At 63.9% G+C, this 17,735-nt stretch carries 15 protein-coding genes; 9 read left to right on the top strand and 6 right to left on the bottom strand.

Translation table 11 applies throughout. The annotated features are described in order from the left end of the window. Nucleotides 1-66: 66 nt before the first annotated feature. Complete coding sequence (locus QJT82_RS12665; RefSeq protein ID WP_080687027.1) at nt 67-1,341, top strand: MFS transporter; 1,275 nt, start codon at nt 67-69, stop codon at nt 1,339-1,341. A 116-nt stretch (nt 1,342-1,457) separates the two neighbouring features. Here the strand turns inward: QJT82_RS12665 and QJT82_RS12670 are convergent, their stop codons facing one another. Together QJT82_RS12670 and QJT82_RS12675 are read right to left on the bottom strand one after the other, a co-directional pair. Beyond that, complete coding sequence (locus QJT82_RS12670) at nt 1,458-2,756, bottom strand: RsmB/NOP family class I SAM-dependent RNA methyltransferase (RefSeq protein ID WP_028344688.1); 1,299 nt, start codon at nt 2,754-2,756, stop codon at nt 1,458-1,460. A gap of 22 nt (nt 2,757-2,778) precedes the next feature. Continuing rightward, the gene (locus QJT82_RS12675) at nt 2,779-3,201 is read right to left on the bottom strand and encodes an MAPEG family protein (protein ID WP_028344687.1); all 423 of its coding nucleotides are present in this window, start codon (nt 3,199-3,201) and stop codon (nt 2,779-2,781) included. 390 nt (nt 3,202-3,591) lie between these two features. Between QJT82_RS12675 and QJT82_RS12680 the strand changes: the two genes are divergently transcribed. Next, the gene (locus tag QJT82_RS12680) at nt 3,592-4,431 is read left to right on the top strand and encodes a metallophosphoesterase (RefSeq protein ID WP_028344686.1); all 840 of its coding nucleotides are present in this window, start codon (nt 3,592-3,594) and stop codon (nt 4,429-4,431) included. A gap of 6 nt (nt 4,432-4,437) precedes the next feature. On the opposite strand, the gene QJT82_RS12685 is transcribed toward QJT82_RS12680, so the two are convergent. Together QJT82_RS12685 and QJT82_RS12690 are read right to left on the bottom strand one after the other, a co-directional pair. Next, the gene (locus tag QJT82_RS12685) at nt 4,438-4,698 is read right to left on the bottom strand and encodes a hypothetical protein (protein ID WP_028344685.1); all 261 of its coding nucleotides are present in this window, start codon (nt 4,696-4,698) and stop codon (nt 4,438-4,440) included. Nucleotides 4,699-4,839: 141 nt separating this feature from the next. Then, nucleotides 4,840-5,862 carry an NADP-dependent oxidoreductase gene (locus QJT82_RS12690; protein WP_028344684.1) on the bottom strand — a complete coding sequence of 341 codons (1,023 nt, stop codon included), beginning with the start codon at nt 5,860-5,862 and terminating at the stop codon, nt 4,840-4,842. A 697-nt stretch (nt 5,863-6,559) separates the two neighbouring features. On the opposite strand from QJT82_RS12690, the gene QJT82_RS12695 reads away from it, so the two are divergent. The 6 genes from QJT82_RS12695 (at nt 6,560) to QJT82_RS12720 (ending at nt 13,743) form a co-directional block, all read left to right on the top strand. Then, a complete protein-coding gene (locus QJT82_RS12695) occupies nt 6,560-8,530 on the top strand; it encodes an AMP-binding protein (RefSeq protein WP_028344683.1) in 1,971 nt (656 codons plus the stop codon). Then, entirely contained in the window at nt 8,527-9,312 is a 786-nt protein-coding gene (locus QJT82_RS12700; RefSeq protein ID WP_028344682.1) for an ABC transporter ATP-binding protein, read from the top strand. Before QJT82_RS12695 ends, QJT82_RS12700 begins: the two co-directional genes overlap by 4 nt. Before the next feature lie 9 nt (nt 9,313-9,321). Then, a complete protein-coding gene (locus QJT82_RS12705) occupies nt 9,322-10,251 on the top strand; it encodes a branched-chain amino acid ABC transporter permease (RefSeq protein ID WP_080687025.1) in 930 nt (309 codons plus the stop codon). 15 nt (nt 10,252-10,266) lie between these two features. After that, nucleotides 10,267-11,394 (top strand): branched-chain amino acid ABC transporter permease, encoded by a 1,128-nt coding sequence (locus QJT82_RS12710; protein WP_028344680.1) that lies wholly within the window; start codon nt 10,267-10,269, stop codon nt 11,392-11,394. Nucleotides 11,395-11,499: 105 nt separating this feature from the next. Further along, nucleotides 11,500-12,825: an ABC transporter substrate-binding protein gene (locus tag QJT82_RS12715; RefSeq protein ID WP_035634094.1), complete on the top strand. Its 1,326-nt coding sequence runs from the start codon at nt 11,500-11,502 to the stop codon at nt 12,823-12,825. A gap of 75 nt (nt 12,826-12,900) precedes the next feature. Then, nucleotides 12,901-13,743 carry an ABC transporter ATP-binding protein gene (locus tag QJT82_RS12720; protein WP_028344678.1) on the top strand — a complete coding sequence of 281 codons (843 nt, stop codon included), beginning with the start codon at nt 12,901-12,903 and terminating at the stop codon, nt 13,741-13,743. A 76-nt stretch (nt 13,744-13,819) separates the two neighbouring features. On the opposite strand, the gene guaB is transcribed toward QJT82_RS12720, so the two are convergent. Both guaB and QJT82_RS12730 read right to left on the bottom strand, forming a co-directional pair. Beyond that, the gene (guaB, locus tag QJT82_RS12725; protein WP_028344677.1) at nt 13,820-15,310 is read right to left on the bottom strand and encodes an IMP dehydrogenase; all 1,491 of its coding nucleotides are present in this window, start codon (nt 15,308-15,310) and stop codon (nt 13,820-13,822) included. A gap of 182 nt (nt 15,311-15,492) precedes the next feature. Beyond that, nucleotides 15,493-15,744, bottom strand: coding sequence for a hypothetical protein (locus QJT82_RS12730; RefSeq protein ID WP_028344676.1), 252 nt, complete (start codon nt 15,742-15,744; stop codon nt 15,493-15,495). Between the two features lie 139 nt (nt 15,745-15,883). On the opposite strand from QJT82_RS12730, the gene QJT82_RS12735 reads away from it, so the two are divergent. Beyond that, nucleotides 15,884-17,371, top strand: coding sequence for a DHA2 family efflux MFS transporter permease subunit (locus tag QJT82_RS12735; protein WP_028344675.1), 1,488 nt, complete (start codon nt 15,884-15,886; stop codon nt 17,369-17,371). Nucleotides 17,372-17,735 lie beyond the last annotated feature (364 nt).

The raw sequence follows: 17,735 nt of genomic DNA on the forward strand, positions 1-17,735 counted from the left end.
ACTAGACAGCGTCCGGCGCAACTGGTCTCATGATGAGACCAGATTGCGAATTGCAGCGGAGGCAAGATGACGATCCAGACCATGGCTGAGGCCCGGCCGGCCGAGGGCCATCACAAGACAAACGACAAGCCCGGCGACACCACGGCTCGCGCTCTGTCGCCCGCCGTCGTGCTGTTGTTCGCCGTCGCCTGCGGGCTGAGCGTCGCCAACATCTATTTCGCGCAGCCGCTGCTCGACACCATGGCGCGGGATCTCTCCATCACGCCGGCGGTGATCGGCGGCGTCGTGACGCTGACCCAGGTCGGCTACGCCTTCGGCCTGATGCTGATCGTGCCGCTCGGCGACCTCTGGGACCGCCGCAGGCTGATCGTCGGCCAGACCGTGCTGTCGGCGATCGCGCTGACCATCGTCGGCACCGCACCGAACGCCGCGGTGCTGCTTGGCGGCATGGTGCTGGTCGGGCTGCTCGCCGTCGTGATCCAGGTGCTGGTCGCCTACGCCGCGACGCTGGCCGCGCCGGCCGACCGCGGCCGCACCATCGGCACCGTCACCAGCGGCGTGGTTTCGGGCATTCTGCTGGCGCGTTTTGCCGCCGGCGCGCTGGCCGATCTCGGCGGCTGGCGCGTGGTCTACCTCACCTCGGCCGCGCTGACGCTGGTGCTGGCGGCGCTATTGGCACGCGCGCTGCCGCGGCATGCACCGCAGCCGATGGCCGGATCGTCCTACGCAAAGCTGCTGCGCTCGACGGTCGCGCTGTTCGTCGAGGAGCAGGTCCTGCGCGAACGCGCGGTGTTCGCGCTTTTGATCTTCGCAAGCTTCAGCGTGTTCTGGAGCTCGGTCGTGCTGCCGCTCGCGGCACCCCCGCTCTCGTTGTCGCACACCACGATCGGGATGTTCGGGATCGCGGGCCTCGCCGGCGCGCTGGCGGCGCGCAATTCCGGCCAGCTCGCCGACCGCGGCTGGGGGCAGCGCACCACCGGCTTGTCGTTGCTCTTAATGCTCGCCGGCTGGGTGCCGATCGCCTGCCTCAACACCTCGCTGTGGCTGGTCGTGGCCGGCGTGCTGATGATCGACTTCGCGGTGCAGGCGATCCATGTCACCAACCAGAGCCTGATCGTCGCCGCGCGCCCCGACGCGGCGAGCCGGCTGGTCGGCGGCTACATGGTGTTCTATTCGATCGGAACAGGTTTTGGCGCGATCGCTTCGACGATGGCCTATGCGGCCGCCGGCTGGCCCGGCGTCTGCGTGCTTGGGGCTGCGATCAGCGCCTGCGCGCTGCTGTACTGGGTCATCGTCGTGAGCAAGACGCCAGTACCGGTCGGCGTGTGCTCCGAAGCGTAGGTACTCAACCCGTCATTGCGAGCGAAGCGAAGCAATCCATCGTGCCGCACGTGCGGAGCCATGGATTGCTTCGTCGCTACGCTCCTCGCAATGACGGCGGAGGAAGCGACATTGCCTCACGCCTTCTTCAGCACCGAGACAAAAAACCCATCCGTACCGGTGCGGCGCGGCGTCATCAGCAGGCCCTCCTCCGATTGCAGCGCGGCCTCGGCAAAAGCTTCGGCCTTGTCCCACAGCACCGCTGCAGTCTGTTCCGGCGGCTGCACGGAGAACTCCGGATGCCGCGCGGTGAAGGCCCTGACCTGCTCGCCGTTCTCTTCCGAGAGCACCGAGCAGGTGATGTAGGCGATCCGGCCGCCGCCCTTCACCAGCGGCGCGGCACGCTCCAGCATCTCGGCCTGATCCTTCAGCCGCACCTCGAGCGCGCCGGGGCGCATGCGCCATTTGGCGTCGGGATTGCGGCGCCAGGTCCCGGTGCCGGTGCACGGCGCGTCGATCAGCACGAGGTCGGCGGACGCCTTGATGTCGGACAGCACCTCCTCCTCGCCGCGCGGCGTGCGCACATCGCAATTGTGCACGCCGGCGCGCGACAGCCGCTCATGGATCGGCGCGAGCTGCCGCTTGTCGCTGTCGGTCGCGATCAGCCGGCCCTTGCCTTGCATCATCGCCGCCACCGCCAGCGTCTTGCCGCCGGCGCCGGCGCAGAGGTCGATCACCTGCTCGCCCGGCTTGGCCGCCGCGAACAGCGCGGCGAGCTGCGAGCCCTCGTCCTGGACCTCGATGGCGCCCTTGATGAAATCCTCCTCGGCATGGATGCCGGGATTGCGCGCGTCGGCGCCGAGTTCGATGCGCAGGCCGAGCGGCGACCAGGGCGTTTCCCTGGCGCCGAGATGCGACAGCCGCGGCAGCACCTTCTCGCGCTTGCCGCGCAGCGTGTTGACGCGCAGATCGAGCGGCGCGCGGCTCGCCATCGCGGTCGCTTCCGCCGCGCGGTCGTCGCCGAACACCTTTGCCAGATGCGGGTCGAGCCAGTCCGGATAGTCGCCCGCGACATGCGCCGGCGCATCCTCGAGCGAGCGCGAGGCCAATGCGGCCTCCTCGGTCGCGGTCAGCGGATCCGGCGCGAACCGGCCGCCGTCGCACAGCGCCTGGATCGTAGCGATATCCATGCCGCGTTCGAGCTTGAGCATGCCGAGCAGGCGCGACCGGGCGCTGGCGTCATCCATCAAATAGGCCGCGGAGGATTGCCGGCGCAGCACGTCCCAGATCAGGCCGGAGATCGCGGCGCGATCGCCGGAGCCGGCATAACGGTGCGCGGTGCCCCATTCCTTCAGCGCTTTCGCCGCGGGAATGCGCTGTGCGTCGATGGTGGCGATCAGCTCGATCGCGGCGGAAAGCCGGGCAGCGGGGGTCATTGATCTCTTTCGGTTGGGCGCATCAGATCAGCAGCAGCAGTCTGAGCGCGAAATACAGCCACATGGCCGCCAGCACCAGCGCGCCGGCGAACCAGGCGAGCGAGCGCGGCCGCACGTCGTTGGAGGTGACGAACACGCTGGCATGGGCAAACCGCGTCACCACGAACACCCATGACATCAGCACGATGAACAGATCGGCACGGCGCAGCGGCAGCGCAACAGCGATCAGGACATAGAACAGGATCGGCAGCTCGAACTGATTGGCGAAGCAGTTGCCGAACTTGGTGGCCTGGGCCGGCCAGTTCGGCTCGCGCAGCGCGATGTCTGCGATCTTGGTCTCGCCGCTCGTCAGCGCCCTTGTACGCGTCGTCGCCATGGCAAACAACAGCGCGAAGGCGAGCCCGATCTGGATGAAGACCGGCAACAGAACCATTTGAACCGACATCAAAAATCTCCCTCAGCCGCGGGCGCCCTGCCGCCCTCTTAGCCGCCGCTCGCCCCCAAGACAATGAAGCGTGCGCGGTAACCCGTTGAACCGTGACCCGAGCCCGGATGACCAACTCCCAGGACCAATGGCGGTTTCAGCCCCTCATGGATGACGCGATCAGCGTCATCACCCCGATCCTCGACAGCGCAGCCCGGGCAGCGGCGTGCTCGGCACGGTGACGGCAGGACTCGCCGGCGTCGGTGCGGCAACTGGCGATCCAGCGACCGCCAAGGCGCAAAACCAAACAACACATCAAACAGGGCTTCAAACGAGACATCGAACAAGACGGCAAAATCGTCATCGTTCCGACTTCGCGCCGACCTATGCTCCGGCCGAAAGGAGCGATGCATGCCCCAATTTCGCCTGACACAAATCTCCGACACCCATCTCGCGCGCCGCTTCAAGCCGCTCATCGACAACTTTCATCGCGTCAGCGAGCACATCGACGCGACGCGTCCCGATCTCCTGCTCAACTCTGGCGACGTCTCGTTCGACGGGCCGACCAGCCGCGACGACTTGGCGTTCGCCAAGGAGCTGCACAACGCGCTGCCGGTCGATTGCCTCTATCTGCCGGGCAATCACGACATCGGCGACAATCCGACCGAGGTCGGCGCGCCACCGACGCAACTGCCGACCGAGGAGACGCGCGGCGCCTTCACCTCGGTGCTCGGCGAGGACCGCTGGCATTTCGACGCCGCCGGCTGGTGCTTCATCGGGCTGAATTCGCTGATCATGAACACCGGTCTCGACAGCGAGGCCGAGCAGTTCGACTGGCTCGCAGGCGCGCTCGACAAGGCCGTCGGCAGGCCGGTCGCGCTGTTCCTGCACAAGCCGCTCTATCTCGACCTGCCCTACGATGCCGAGCGCGCCGAGACCGCGATCCGCTTCGTCCCGCAGCCGGCGCGCCGCCGCCTGATCGAGATGTTCGGCAAGGTCGATTGGCGTCTGGTCGGCAGCGGCCATGTGCACCAGCGCCGCGACTACACGTTCGAGCATGTCAGACACATCTGGGCGCCCTCGGCCGGCTTCGTCATCTCCGACGCGCGGCAGGAGGTGATCGGCATCAAGGAAGTTGGTCTCGTCGAGTACCGCTTCCAGCCCGACAGTTTCGAGGTCCGCCACGTCAGGGCGAAGGGCCAGGTCGATGTCGACCTGGAGATGCTGCTCGGCAAGGAGCCGGCGGCCTGAGCCGCGTCAGCTCCGCGCCGCGTCGTGCAGGTCCTGCTTGATCACGGTGAGCAGCGCCTGCAGCGAGTCCTTGTCGGGCGGCGGTGGTGCCGCCGGCGCGGGCCGTGCGCGAGGTACGTGCGGCATGATGCGGACCGGTGTCGTGTCCGGCTGCTCCTCGACGAATCTTCCATGCAAGACGTCGTCGCGGCGGCCCATGACGAACATCGTCGCCCAATAGCCGACGGCGAGGAGAATGACCCCGAAAACAACAAGTTCAAAAATCATGGCTACACCTGAAATATAGCCATATTGAATCAACTGCTGCGGGTCTCCGTCAAGCAAATGGGGACCAAAAGGCCCCCAAATCCCCGCCATGGCGCTTTTGATACTTTGTTGCGCGGAATGGGAGCTTCCGGGGCCTGTAACTCAGGCCTTGTCCGGCCCGACCCGGACCAGCTGCTTGCCGAAATTGGCGCCCTTGAGCAGGCCCATGAAGGCCTCCGGCGCGCTGTCCAGGCCCTCGGTCACGAACTCCTTGTACTTGACCTTGCCCTCGCGCACCCACTGCGACATGTCGCGGAGGAAGTCGCCATGCATGGCGGCAAAGTCGCTGACGATGAAGCCGCGGAAGGTCAGCCGCTTGGTCAGGATGTTGCGCATCATCGCGCCGGCCCATTTCGGGGCGTGCGCTTCGGTGTCGTTGTAATGCGCGATCAGGCCGCAGACCGGGATCCGCGCGAACGCGTTGAGCAGCGGAAACACCGCGTCGAACACCGCGCCGCCGACATTCTCGAAATAGACGTCGATGCCTTTCGGGCAGGCTTCCTTCAGCTTGGCCGCGAGATTGGGATCGCGATGGTCGAGGCACTCGTCGAAGCCGAGCTCGTTCTTGACGTAGGCGCACTTGTCCTTGCCGCCGGCAATGCCGATCGCCCGCGCGCCCTTGATCTTGGCGATCTGGCCGACCGCCGAGCCGACCGCGCCGGACGCGGCCGCGACCACCACCGTCTCGCCCGCCTGCGGCTTGCCGATTTCGAGCAGTCCCGTATAGGCGGTCATGCCGGGCATGCCGAGCACGCCGACCGCGGTCGAGATCGGCGCGATCTTCGGATCGATCTTGGCGAGGCCCTTGCCGTCGGACAGCACATGCGTCTGCCAGCCCGCGCGCGACAGCACGATATCGCCCTTGGCAAAGCCGGGATTGTTGGAGGCGATCACCTCGCTCACCGTGCCGCCTTCCATCACGCCGCCGACCGGCACCGGTGCGGCATAGGACGGACCGTCGGCCATGCGGCCGCGCATATAGGGATCGAGCGACAGCCAGATGGTGCGCAGCAGCACCTCGCCCGCGCCCGGCGTCGGCGGCGTGTAGTCCTCGAGCCTGAAATTGGCCGACGTGGGCTCGCCGTGCGGGCGCGAAGCCAGGACGATGCGCTTTCCTTGGGACATGTTGATTTCCTCTTGAGGTGATTGGTTCGTGGCGGACACGTAGTCATGCAATTCAGCTCCCCGCAAGGGAGATGGATTTGCTCTTTCGCGCAGCACTGTTTGAAATGTTGTTTGAAATGACGGCTGTCCTGCCAGGCACATTAGCGCCAACGCGATACTGTCATGTCGGGGGCGGTTCGCAGGGCCCCCGTGTGGCGGCAGTTTGTCACGGCGCGCCACCGGCAAACGAAGCGACCATAGTCAAGTCGCCTCATCCGACATCGCCATCCGGCAAAGCGGTCAGGCGGCCCTCCATGGGTCGCAACGAGGGCGGCCGCGCAGCAAATCGGCAATCGGTTTCCGGTCGCCCTCGACACCTGGGTGGCGCAGGACTCCGGTCCGCTTCCCGGGACCGCCCGACGGACGTGAGGCTCCCGGAAGCATTGGGGTTACCTCTTGAGAACCGACCAGCGTCTTCGCGCCGCAATGTCCGTCTGGTGGCGGCCGGATTCGCCTTCGGCGAATTGGCAGCCGGTAGACCTATCTCTGCCGCGCGCGCCCGCGGCAAAAACGCGACCTGTCAATCTGGCCCTTGTCGGACTTGCGATTCGCTGTAATCTCGGACCATGCGGCACTCGCATGTCTGCTACCCAAAAATGGAGCAGGCATCACCATAACAGGAGCGAACCAACGCTTCGGTTTTTGGATCGAGACCGACATGGCCGGCGGCGGATCGTATGACACGTTTCCCAAATTGCTGCTGCGAAACACGGCACAATTTGGCACGCGGCCAGCGTTCCGGCACAAGGATCTTGGTATCTGGCAGAGCTGGACCTGGGCTGAGGTTGCCGAAATCATACGTAGCTACGCTGCCGGCTTGCATCGGCTTGGCTTGCGACCAGGCGAGACAATCGCGGTAGTCGGCTCCAATCGGCCCAAGCTTTACTGGACCATGATGGCAGCGCAGACGCTGCGCGCAATCCCCGTTCCAGTCTACTCCGATGCAGTGGCTGATGAGCTTGCTTTTGTTCTCGCTCACGCCGAGGCGACGCTGGTCGCTGCGCAGGACCAGGAGCAAGTCGACAAGGTCCTTTCGGTGTCCGACCGACTGCCGCAACTGAACAGGATTATCTACGACGAACCGCGCGGAATCGACGGCTACGACCACGGTCGACTGATCGCAATCGGCGATATCATCAATGACGGCCGCGCCGCGCTTGCAGCCGACCCAGCGCTTGGCGAACGGATCGATGAATCCATTCGGGCCGGCAACGGTTCGGACATCGCGATCATCCTCTACACCTCTGGAACGACCGGCGCGCCCAAGGGCGTCATGCTGTCGGCGCGAGGCTGCATCGATGCCGCAACCGACACCACGCGGTTCGACAAGTTGACCGACAAGGACGTGGTGCTGGCCTATCTGCCGCTGGCTTGGGCGGGCGATCATTACGTCAGCTATGCGCAAGGCATGGTGGCCGGATTCTGCATGGCGTGCCCCGAGAGCAGCAACACAATCGAGCAGGATCGACATGAGATAGGACCAACCTTCTACCTGGCCCCGCCACGCGGTTTCGAGGCCATGCTGACGCGGCTGATGGTCCGGATGGAGGACGCAGCGCCGATCAAGCGGCGATTGTTCGGCTACTTTCTGGACGTCGCACGGCGGTATGGCGAGCAAGTCTTGACGGGACGTCCGGTGCCGCTGTCAGGCCGATTGCTCTATGCGCTCGGGCGCTGGCTGGTCTACGAGCCTCTCAAGAACGTTCTTGGCCTGTCTCAGGTGCGCGTCGCATACACCGGAGGTGAAGCTATCGGTCCGGATCTGTTCGCGTTCTACCGCGCGATCGGACTGAACCTGAAACAGCTCTACGGCCAAACCGAAGCGTTCCTCTATGTAACGTGTCAGCCCGATGGCGAGATCTATTCGGATACGGTTGGTCCGCCGGCGCCCAACGTCGACATCCGTATCGCGGAATCGGGTGAAGTGCAGTTTCGCTCGCCCGGCATGTTCCTCGGATATTTCAAGGATCAGGCAAAGACCGCGGAAGCGATGACGTCCGATGGATATGTCAGGACCGGCGATGCCGGCTTTTTCGACGAGAAGACCGGGCATCTGAAGATCATCGATCGTGCGAAGGACGTCGGTCGATTGGCTGACGGCACGATGTTTGCTCCCAAGTACCTTGAGAACAAGCTGAAGTTCTATCCCAATATCAAGGAAGCGATCACGTTCGGCGACTCGAGAGAGTTCGTATGCGCCATGCTCAACATCGACCCGGTCGCGGTCGCGAATTGGGCGGAACGCAACAACGTCGCCTACGGGTCCTATCAGGAGCTTGCCGGGCATCCGCTGGTCTACGACATGGTCGCCAAGGACGTTGCCGCGGTGAACCGCTCCCTGGCCGGGGAAACGGTGCTCGCGGGCGCCCAGATTCGCCGCTTCCTCATTCTGCACAAGGAGCTCGACGCGGATGACGGCGAGCTGACCCGCACGCAGAAAGTGCGCCGTCGCTTCATTGCCGAACGCTATGCGTCGTTGGTCACGGCACTCTACAACGGAGCGCATGACGCCGACATTTCCACGGAAGTGACGTTTGAGGATGGCCGGAAGGGCACGATCGCGGCACGAGTCAAGATTCGCGACATGCAGATCATCGGTCCGGCAGAATCGCTGGGAAGAGCAGCATGAGAGCGCCAAACGCCAACGAAATCCTGCTGCAGGTCGAGGGCGTGGCACTGGCCTTCGGCGGCGTCAAGGCGCTGCGGGACGTCTCGTTCAACGTCAGAAAAGGCGAAATTCGCGCCATCATCGGCCCCAACGGCGCCGGCAAAACCTCAATGCTGAACGTCGTCAACGGTTTCTATCATCCCAACCATGGCAGCATCACCTTCAAGGGAAGCACCCGGTCCAAAATGCAACCCTTCGAGGCGGCGCGCGGCGGCATCGCGCGCACCTTTCAGAATGTCGCCTTGTTCAAGGGCATGAGCGCGCTCGACAACATCATGGCAGGCCGCACCTTGAAGGTGCGCCGGGGGTTGTTGTGGCAGCTGCTGCGTTATGGCCCTGCCCTCACAGAGGAGATCGAGCATCGGCGCAAGGTCGAGGAGATCATCGACTTCCTGGAGATCGAGACAATCCGCAAGGTACCGGTCGGGCGTCTGCCATACGGCTTGCAGAAGCGTGTCGAACTCGGTCGCGCCCTGGCGATGGAGCCCGACCTTCTGCTCCTCGACGAGCCGATGGCAGGCATGAACCTGGAGGAGAAGGAGGACATGTCGCGGTTCATCATCGATGTGAACAACCATTACGGCACGACCATTGCCCTGATCGAGCACGACATGGCCGTGGTCATGGATCTGTCGGACCGCGTAGCGGTGCTTGATCACGGCGTGAAGATCGCCGACGGCACGCCTGATGAAGTGAAGAGAAGTCAAGCCGTGATCGACGCATATCTTGGCGTCGCGCATTGAGGTGCGTCCATGATCGCACTGGGTCAGTTTCTCGAGGTCCTTATCGGCGGATTGATGTCCGGCGTGCTCTATTCGCTGGTCGCGCTCGGCTTCGTGCTGATCTTCAAGGCATCCGGCGTATTCAACTACGCGCAGGGAGCAATGGTGTTGCTCGCGGGATTGGCGCTGGTTCGCGCCCTCGACCTCCTGGTCGCCAACGGCCTTCCGCTTTGGGTCGCGGTCATCCTCGCTATCGGCTTTGCCGCCGTGATCATGGCGGCAACCGCCTGGCTGATCGAGCGGTTCGTGATCGGACCTCTGGTCAATCAGGACGGCTTGACGCTGTTCATGTCGACGATCGGCGTGACATTCGTCATCGAGGGCGCCGCGGAGATGATCTTCGGATCGGATGTCTACCCGTTGCGGCTGTTTCCGACCGACGCCTGGTTCTTGTTTGACGGCCTGTTCCCGGGCGGGATTCTGGTCAACAAGCTGGATGTCTGGGGCGCATTGATCGCGGGCGTCCTGGTCGCCGGCCTCGCGGTCTTCTTTCAGCGTACCAAGACCGGTCGCGCGCTCAGAGCCGTGGCCGACGACCATTTAGCCGCGCACTCGATCGGGATTCCAATCAGTTGGATTTGGTTCGTGGTCTGGCTCGTTGCCGGCCTCGTTGCGCTCGTCGCGGCGACCGTGTGGGGGACCAAGCTTGGCGTGCAGTTCTCCATCACGTTTCTCGCGCTGAAGGCTTTGCCGGTCCTGATCATCGGCGGCCTCACCTCGATTCCCGGAGCGATCGTCGGCGGGCTCATTGTCGGGGCGGGTGAGAAGCTCGCAGAGGTATACCTCGGGCCATCCATCGGCGGCGGCATCGAATATTGGTTTGCCTACGTGCTGGCGTTGGCGGTGCTGCTCTTGCGGCCGCAGGGCCTGTTCGGCGAACGCATCATCGAACGCGTCTGAGGCAAGGAGGTCATCGTGCTCTATCGCGAAGCCGGCCAGTTCAAGGCGACCTATGCGGAGGATATGGCGATCTTCCCGATCCGGCAGGATCGTATTGCCCTCGCTGTCTTGCTCGGAATTGCTTTCATTGGCGTGCCGCTGCTGGCCACCTTCCGGATCTGGCCGTTCGGCACCGACTATCTGTTGTGGGCCATCCTGCTTCCCTTCCTCATCCTGGCGCTCGCCGCCATCGGGACAAACATTCTCGTCGGCTATTGCGGCCAGATCTCGCTCGGCAGCGGCGCGTTCATGGCCATCGGCGCCTATTCCGCCTACAAGCTGGCGACCGGCGTTCATATCCCGCTTGCCTGGCTTGGCTTCGCGATCGCGATCCCACCGTTGCCCGTGCTGGCATCCATTCTGCTTGGCGGGTTCATGGCGGCGGGTGCCGGAATCCTGTTCGGCATTCCCAGTCTGCGGATCAAGGGTCTCTACCTGGCGGTCGCAACGCTCGCCGCGCAATTCTTCTTCGATTGGGCGTTCCTGCGGATCCCGTGGTTCACCAACTACGCCCCGTCGGGATCAGTGAATGCGCCGGAACTGGATTTCTTCGGTATGGTCGTTCGCTCGCCGGTCGAGCGTTACCTGCTGTGCCTGCTCTTCGTGACCGTGATGGCGGTGTTGGCGAAAAATCTCGTGCGCGGCAATCTCGGCAGGCAGTGGATGGCGATCCGCGACATGGATATCGCCGCCGAGCTGATCGGCATCAGGCCGCTCTATGCAAAACTAACGGCTTTCGCGGTCTCTTCGTTCATCATCGGGGTGGCGGGTGCGCTCTGGGCGTTCGTCTACCTCGGTTCATGGGAGCCGCTTGCGTTCTCGATCGACCGCTCGCTTGAGCTTCTGTTCATGGTCATCATCGGCGGGCTCGGCTCGATCATGGGTTCGTTCATCGGAGCAGCTTTCATCCTCATCGTGCCAATCATGCTGAATGTGATTCCGACCAAGCTCGGCCTGCCACTGTCGACGCAAACGATCACTCATCTCCAGTTCATCATCTTCGGGTCCTTGATCTGCTATCTGCTCATCAAGGAACCCCATGGCTTCGCCCGGCTGATCTCGATCGGCAAGGAGAAGCTCAGACTTTGGCCGTTTCCGTATTGAGGGAGCGATCGTGCCTTGATCGCAATGCGGATGGCGGCCGCCGACAACGAAGAGGAAGGAAGTACCGCGGACGGGAAACAGCGCTTTATGAAGGAGGACATCAATATGGCAAGTATTGCACGCAGGTTACTGATACTCGCGACCGCCTTGGCCGGCGCGGCGCTTAGCGCACCGGCCGCAGCGCAAAACGAACAGTTCATCCCAATTCTGTCCTACCGGACCGGACCGTACGCTGTAAACGGCGCGCCCTACGCAAACGGCGTGGTAGACTACTACAACCTGATCAATGAACGTGACGGCGGCATCAACGGCGTCAAGATCATGATCGAGGAATGCGAGACGGGGTACGCGACCGACAAGGGAGTGGAGTGCTACGAGCGTCTCAAGAGCAAAGGACCAACCGGCGCGGCCTTCATCAATCCGCTGTCGACCGGGATCACCTTCGCACTCACTGAAAAGACCGCGGCTGACAAGATCCCGATCATTACGATGGGGTATGGCCGTGCCGATTCCAAGAACGGCGCGGTGTTCGCATATAATTTTCCATTGCTCGGCACCTATTGGTCCGCGGCCGATATCGCGATCCAGCACGTCGCCAAGGAACTCGGCGGCTTCGACAAGCTGAAGGGCAAGAAGATTTCGCTGCTGTACCATGACAGCCCCTATGGCAAAGAGCCAATTCCGATGCTGCAGGTGCTGGCGCAGAAGTACGGCTTTGAGTTCACGCCGATTCCCGTCACGCATCCCGGCGTCGAGCAGAAGTCGCAATGGCTGGCGATCCGCCAGCATCGGCCGGACTATGTCCTGGTCTGGGGCTGGGGCGTCATGAACAGCACGGCAATCAAGGAAGCGGCCGCCGTCGCCTATCCGCGCGACAAGATGATCGGTGTTTGGTGGTCAGGCGCGGAGCCGGATGTGACGCCGGCGGGCGACCAGGCCAGCGGTTACAAATCGTTGATGCTTCAGCACGGCGCAGGAAAATTCCCCGCGCACGCCGACATAGAGAAGTACGTCTACGCCAAGGGAAAGGGTTCGACAGAACCTGGCAAGATCGGCGAAGTTCTCTACAACCGCGGCATCACGAATGCCATGCTCGGCGTAGAGGCGATCCGCAAGGCGCAAGAAAAATTCGGCAAGCAACCGCTGACGGGCGAGCAGGTCCGTTGGGGCCTTGAGAACCTCGTACTCACCGATGCACGAATCAAGGAGCTCGGCTTTGAGGGAATGTTGAAGCCGGTCAGCATTTCCTGCTCCGACCACGAAGGCGCGCGTTACGGGCGCGTCCAGCAATGGGATGGCAAGGGTTGGAAAGTGATCTCCGACTGGTACACGGCTGACGAATCGCTCATCGAACCGCTCGTCGCCGATGTGTCCGCGAAGTATGCCGCGGAGAAGAAGATCAAGCCGCGCGACTGCGCGAAAGAAACCTGACCCCGTGCGAGTGATCCGGGAGGCAGGATTGCCTGCTCCCGGATCCCAGCCCCTGCTCGGTTTGGAGGTCTGCGCATGTCAATCGCCAAGGTCGTCACCGCTGCGACGGAAGCGGCGGCTCTGATTTTATCGGTCAACAATATCGAGGTTGTCTACGATCACGTCATTCTCGTGTTGAAGGGCGTCTCGCTGGAGGTCCCGCGAGGCGGCATTGTCGCGCTTCTCGGCGCCAACGGCGCCGGCAAGACGACGACGCTGAAGGCGGTCTCCAATCTGCTGCACGCAGAGCGCGGCGAGGTCACCAAGGGCTCGATCCTGTTCAACAGCGTCGAGGTGAAGTCCCTGTCGCCAAACGAGGTGGTGCGACGCGGCTGCATCCAGGTGATGGAGGGTCGGCGTGCCTTCCCTCATCTGACGGTCGAGGAGAACATCCTGACCGGCGCCTTTACGCGGACGGACGGCAAGCTCGCGATCGCCCAGGACCTTGAACGTGTCTACGCTTACTTCCCCCGCCTCAAAGAGCGACGCAATTCCACCGCCGGCTATACGTCGGGCGGCGAACAGCAGATGTGCGTGATTGGCCGCGCGCTGATGTCGCGCCCGAAGTTGATCCTGCTCGACGAACCATCGATGGGTCTCGCGCCGCAGATCGTCGAAGAGATCTTCGAGATCGTGAGGGATCTCCACGCCAGGGAGGGCGTATCGTTTCTTCTCGCCGAGCAGAACACCAATATGGCGCTCAGATATGCGAGCCACGGCTACATCCTCGAAAACGGCCGCGTGGTGATGGACGGCGAAGCGCACGCGCTCGCCGCAAACGAGGACGTCAAGGAGTTCTATCTTGGCGTCGCCGGAGAGAAGCGAAAATCATACCGCGATGTGAAGCACTACAAGCGACGCAAGCGCTGGCTCGCCTAGCAGATAATGGCATCCCGCAATCCCGGGACTCCGGGTTCGGTCCTTCGGACCGCCCCGGAATGACGGGTGCTTGGGCTTACACCCCACCCGGATAGTTCGGGGCTTCGCGGGTGATGGTGACGTCGTGGACGTGGCTCTCGCGCAGGCCGGCGCCGGTGATACGGACGAATTCGGCCTTGTCGTGGAAATCCTTGATGTCCTTGGCGCCGACATAGCCCATCGCGGCGCGCAGGCCGCCGGCGAGCTGATGCATCACATTGCCGACCGGACCCTTGTAGGGCACCTGGCCCTCGATGCCTTCAGGGACGAGTTTCAGCGTGTCCTTGATGTCCTGCTGGAAGTAGCGGTCGGCCGAGCCGCGCGCCATCGCGCCGACCGAGCCCATGCCGCGATAGGCCTTGTAGGAGCGGCCCTGCCACAGGAAGACTTCGCCCGGCGTCTCGTCGGTGCCGGCGAGCAGCGAGCCGACCATGGCGATGTCGGCACCGGCGGCGAGCGCCTTGGCGAGGTCACCGGAATATTTGATGCCGCCGTCGGCGATCACGGGCACGTCGGCCTTCTTCGCCGCGGCCACGGCGTCCATGATCGCGGTGAGCTGCGGCACGCCGACGCCGGCGACGATGCGCGTGGTGCAGATCGAGCCCGGGCCGATGCCGACCTTGATGCAGTCGGCGCCGGCATCGATCAGCGCCTGCGCGCCGCCCTCGGTCGCGACGTTGCCGGCCACCACCTGCACCGCGTTGGAGAGTCGCTTGATGCGGTTGACGGCGTTGAGCACATGGCGCGAATGGCCGTGCGCGGTGTCGACCACGACGACGTCGACGCCGGCATCGATCAGCCGCTCGGTGCGTTCATAGCCGGTCTCGCCGACCGTGGTGGCAGCGGCGACGCGCAGGCGGCCGTGCTCGTCCTTGCAGGCGAGCGGATGGGCGACCGCCTTCTCGATGTCCTTGACGGTGATCAGGCCGACGCAGCGATACTGGTCGTCGACGACGAGCAGCTTCTCGATGCGATGCTTGTGCAGCATCCGCTTCGCCTCGTCCTGGCCGACGCCCTCGCGCACCGTGACGAGGTTCTCGTGCGTCATCAGCTCCGAGACCTTCTGCCGGGGATCGCTGGCGAAGCGCACGTCGCGGTTGGTCAGGATGCCGACCAGCTTGCCCGGCACGTTCTTGGCGGCACCGGTGACGACCGGAATGCCCGAGATGCCGTTCTCCTTCATCAAGGTCAGCGCGTCGGCCAGCGTGGCGTCGGGGCCGATGGTCAGCGGATTGACCACCATGCCGGACTCGAACTTCTTGACCTGCCGCACCTGCGCGGCCTGGCCTTCCGGATCGAAGTTGCGGTGGATGACGCCGAGACCGCCGGCCTGCGCCATCGCGATCGCCATCCGCGCCTCGGTGACGGTGTCCATCGCGGACGCCATGATCGGGATGTTGAGCGAGATTGCGCGGGTGACGCGCGAGCGAATATCGACTTCCGAGGGAAGCACGTCGGACAAACCGGGCTTCAGCAGCACATCGTCGAACGTGAAGGCTTCGCGGATAGCCGGAAATCCCGTGGCCATTGCCAACTCCTTTATCTGCGGCCCAGCCGCGATGGTCTTACGGATGAACGCCGCCTGCGGCGACGCTCGCTGCGTCACCGTCGAATCGGCGCCCATCGGTGGGGTTGACGCTGGTCGATAGCATGGCGGGATGACGAATCAAAGTGTTTGCCAGCCATGCACAGGCCTTTTTAGGGGCCGGTTCAGGGCGCCCGGTAACCCGGCGGCGGCCCATGGCGGCGGATCGCCTCGACCATTTCGCGATGGCGCCGGTCCTCGCGCTTCATGTGGACCGCGATCACGGCATGGGCCGACGGCACCAGCAGCAACACGTGGAAAAACAGCCCGAAAACCGCGCAAAACACGATCAGGACCAGATTGAAGATGGCCGAAAACGGCTGTCCGTTCAGGAGCAGTCCGATCGGCGGCAAGAAAGCGGCAAGGACGTAGATCACGGCGAACCTTTGGACACGGGCGGATGCATACCAGCGTCACGCAGGATTTAGGGCGTTTGGCCGGTTCCGCAATAGCGTGGCCGAGGGCAGGATGATATGGCCCGCTCGCCCGCCTTTTCAGCACAGCTGTCCTATTTTGATGAACAAGCAACGCCTGATCCCGCTCATCGTGGCCACCGCCCTGTTCATGGAGAACATGGACTCCACGGTGATCGCGACCTCGCTGCCGGCGATCGCCGCCGATATCGGCACCAGCCCGCTGACGCTGAAACTGGCGATCACCTCCTACCTGCTGTCGCTCGCGGTGTTCATCCCGGCGAGCGGCTGGACCGCGGACCGCTTCGGCGCCCGCATCGTGTTTGCCGGCGCCGTCGGCGTGTTCATGCTGGGCTCGATCGGCTGCGCACTGTCGTCCTCGGTGACCGATTTCGTGTTCGCCCGCATCCTGCAGGGCCTCGGCGGGGCGATGATGACCCCGGTCGGGCGGCTGGTGCTGCTGCGCTCGGTCGACAAGAGCGCGCTGGTCAACGCGATGGCCTGGGTGACGGTCCCGGCGCTGATCGGCCCGGTGATCGGGCCGCCGCTCGGCGGCTTCATCACCACCTATTTCTCCTGGCACTGGATCTTCCTGATCAACATCCCGATCGGGCTGCTCGGCATCTTCCTGGCGCTGAAATACATCGACCCGATCAAGAGCGAGGATCCCGAGCGCTTCGATCTCGTGGGACTGGTGCTGGCCGGTATCGGCCTCGCCGGCATCGCCTTCGGGCTGTCGGTGGCCGGGCTTAATTTGCTGCCGTGGCCGATCGTCGCCGCGCTGGTCGGGGTCGGCACGGTATCGATGACGCTTTACGTCATCCACGCGCGGCGGACCGGCTCGCCGGTGCTCGATTTCGGCTTGCTGCGGCTGCCGACCATGCGCGCGTCGATCGTTGGCGGCTTCATGTTCCGGCTCGGCATCGGCGCGCTGCCGTTCCTGCTGCCGCTGTTGATGCAGGTCGGCTTCGGCCTGTCGCCGTTCCAGTCCGGTCTCGTCACCTTTGCGTCGGCGGTCGGCGCCATGGGCATGAAGACGCTGGCGGCGCGCATCATCCGCGCCTTCGGCTTCCGCAACATGATGACGGTCAACGCGGTGGTCAGTTCGGCCTTCCTCGCCGCCTGCGCCCTGTTCACGATCTCGACGCCGCTGATGCTGATCTTCACCATCCTGGTGGTCGGCGGCTTCTTCCGCTCGCTGCAATTCACCGCGATCAACACCGTGGCCTATGCCGAGGTCGAGGCGCCGCAGATGAGCCGGGCCACCACCCTGGTCAGCGTCAACCAGCAGCTCGCGGTGTCCGCGGGCGTCGCGGTCGGCGCGTTCTCGGTTGAAACCACGCTGGCGCTGCATCACCAGACCGAGCTCTCCGCCGACGTGTTCGCGCCAGCCTTCATCGTGGTCTCGCTGATCTCGGCGGCTTCGGCCTGGTTCTTCTGGCAGATGCCGGCTGAGGCCGGCAACGAGATCGCCGGCCGCAAGGCGATCGATATCTCGAGCCGCAAGGGCGCCGAGAAGCGCGCCGCGACCGAAGCCGTCAAGGTCGCCACCGAGGACACCCAGAACGCGCGCGATCAGCGCCTCGGCTAGTCGATCGAACGAGCCGTTCCCGAGGCACGGACACCGCGAGCCGTCGTCAGGTCACGACCAGGCCATCAGGGGTGGCCGGTCATTCCGCCTGGCTGTCCTCGATCCGGACGTTCGATAAGTTCGTATGTGGGAACGTGGGTCGCTTCCAGCCACGATTCCAACGCTGCTCCGCAGACCGTGCAGATCGCATCACCCGTATGCGGCACCAAGAACTTCTCTTCGGTGCGTCTGTACTCGGCGCCGCAATTGCATTGAACAATGGTCGCCATGTCGGAAATATGCGCCCGCGGTATCCAATTTTCCAGTCCGGCACGAAACGGCCCCGGTGCGCGAAACTGACGCTACACCAAGGCCGCCAACCCAG

Origin of the sequence: Bradyrhizobium sp. Mp19, assembly GCF_029952935.1 — a bacterium.
Taxonomy (GTDB): Bacteria; Pseudomonadota; Alphaproteobacteria; order Rhizobiales; family Xanthobacteraceae; genus Bradyrhizobium; species Bradyrhizobium elkanii.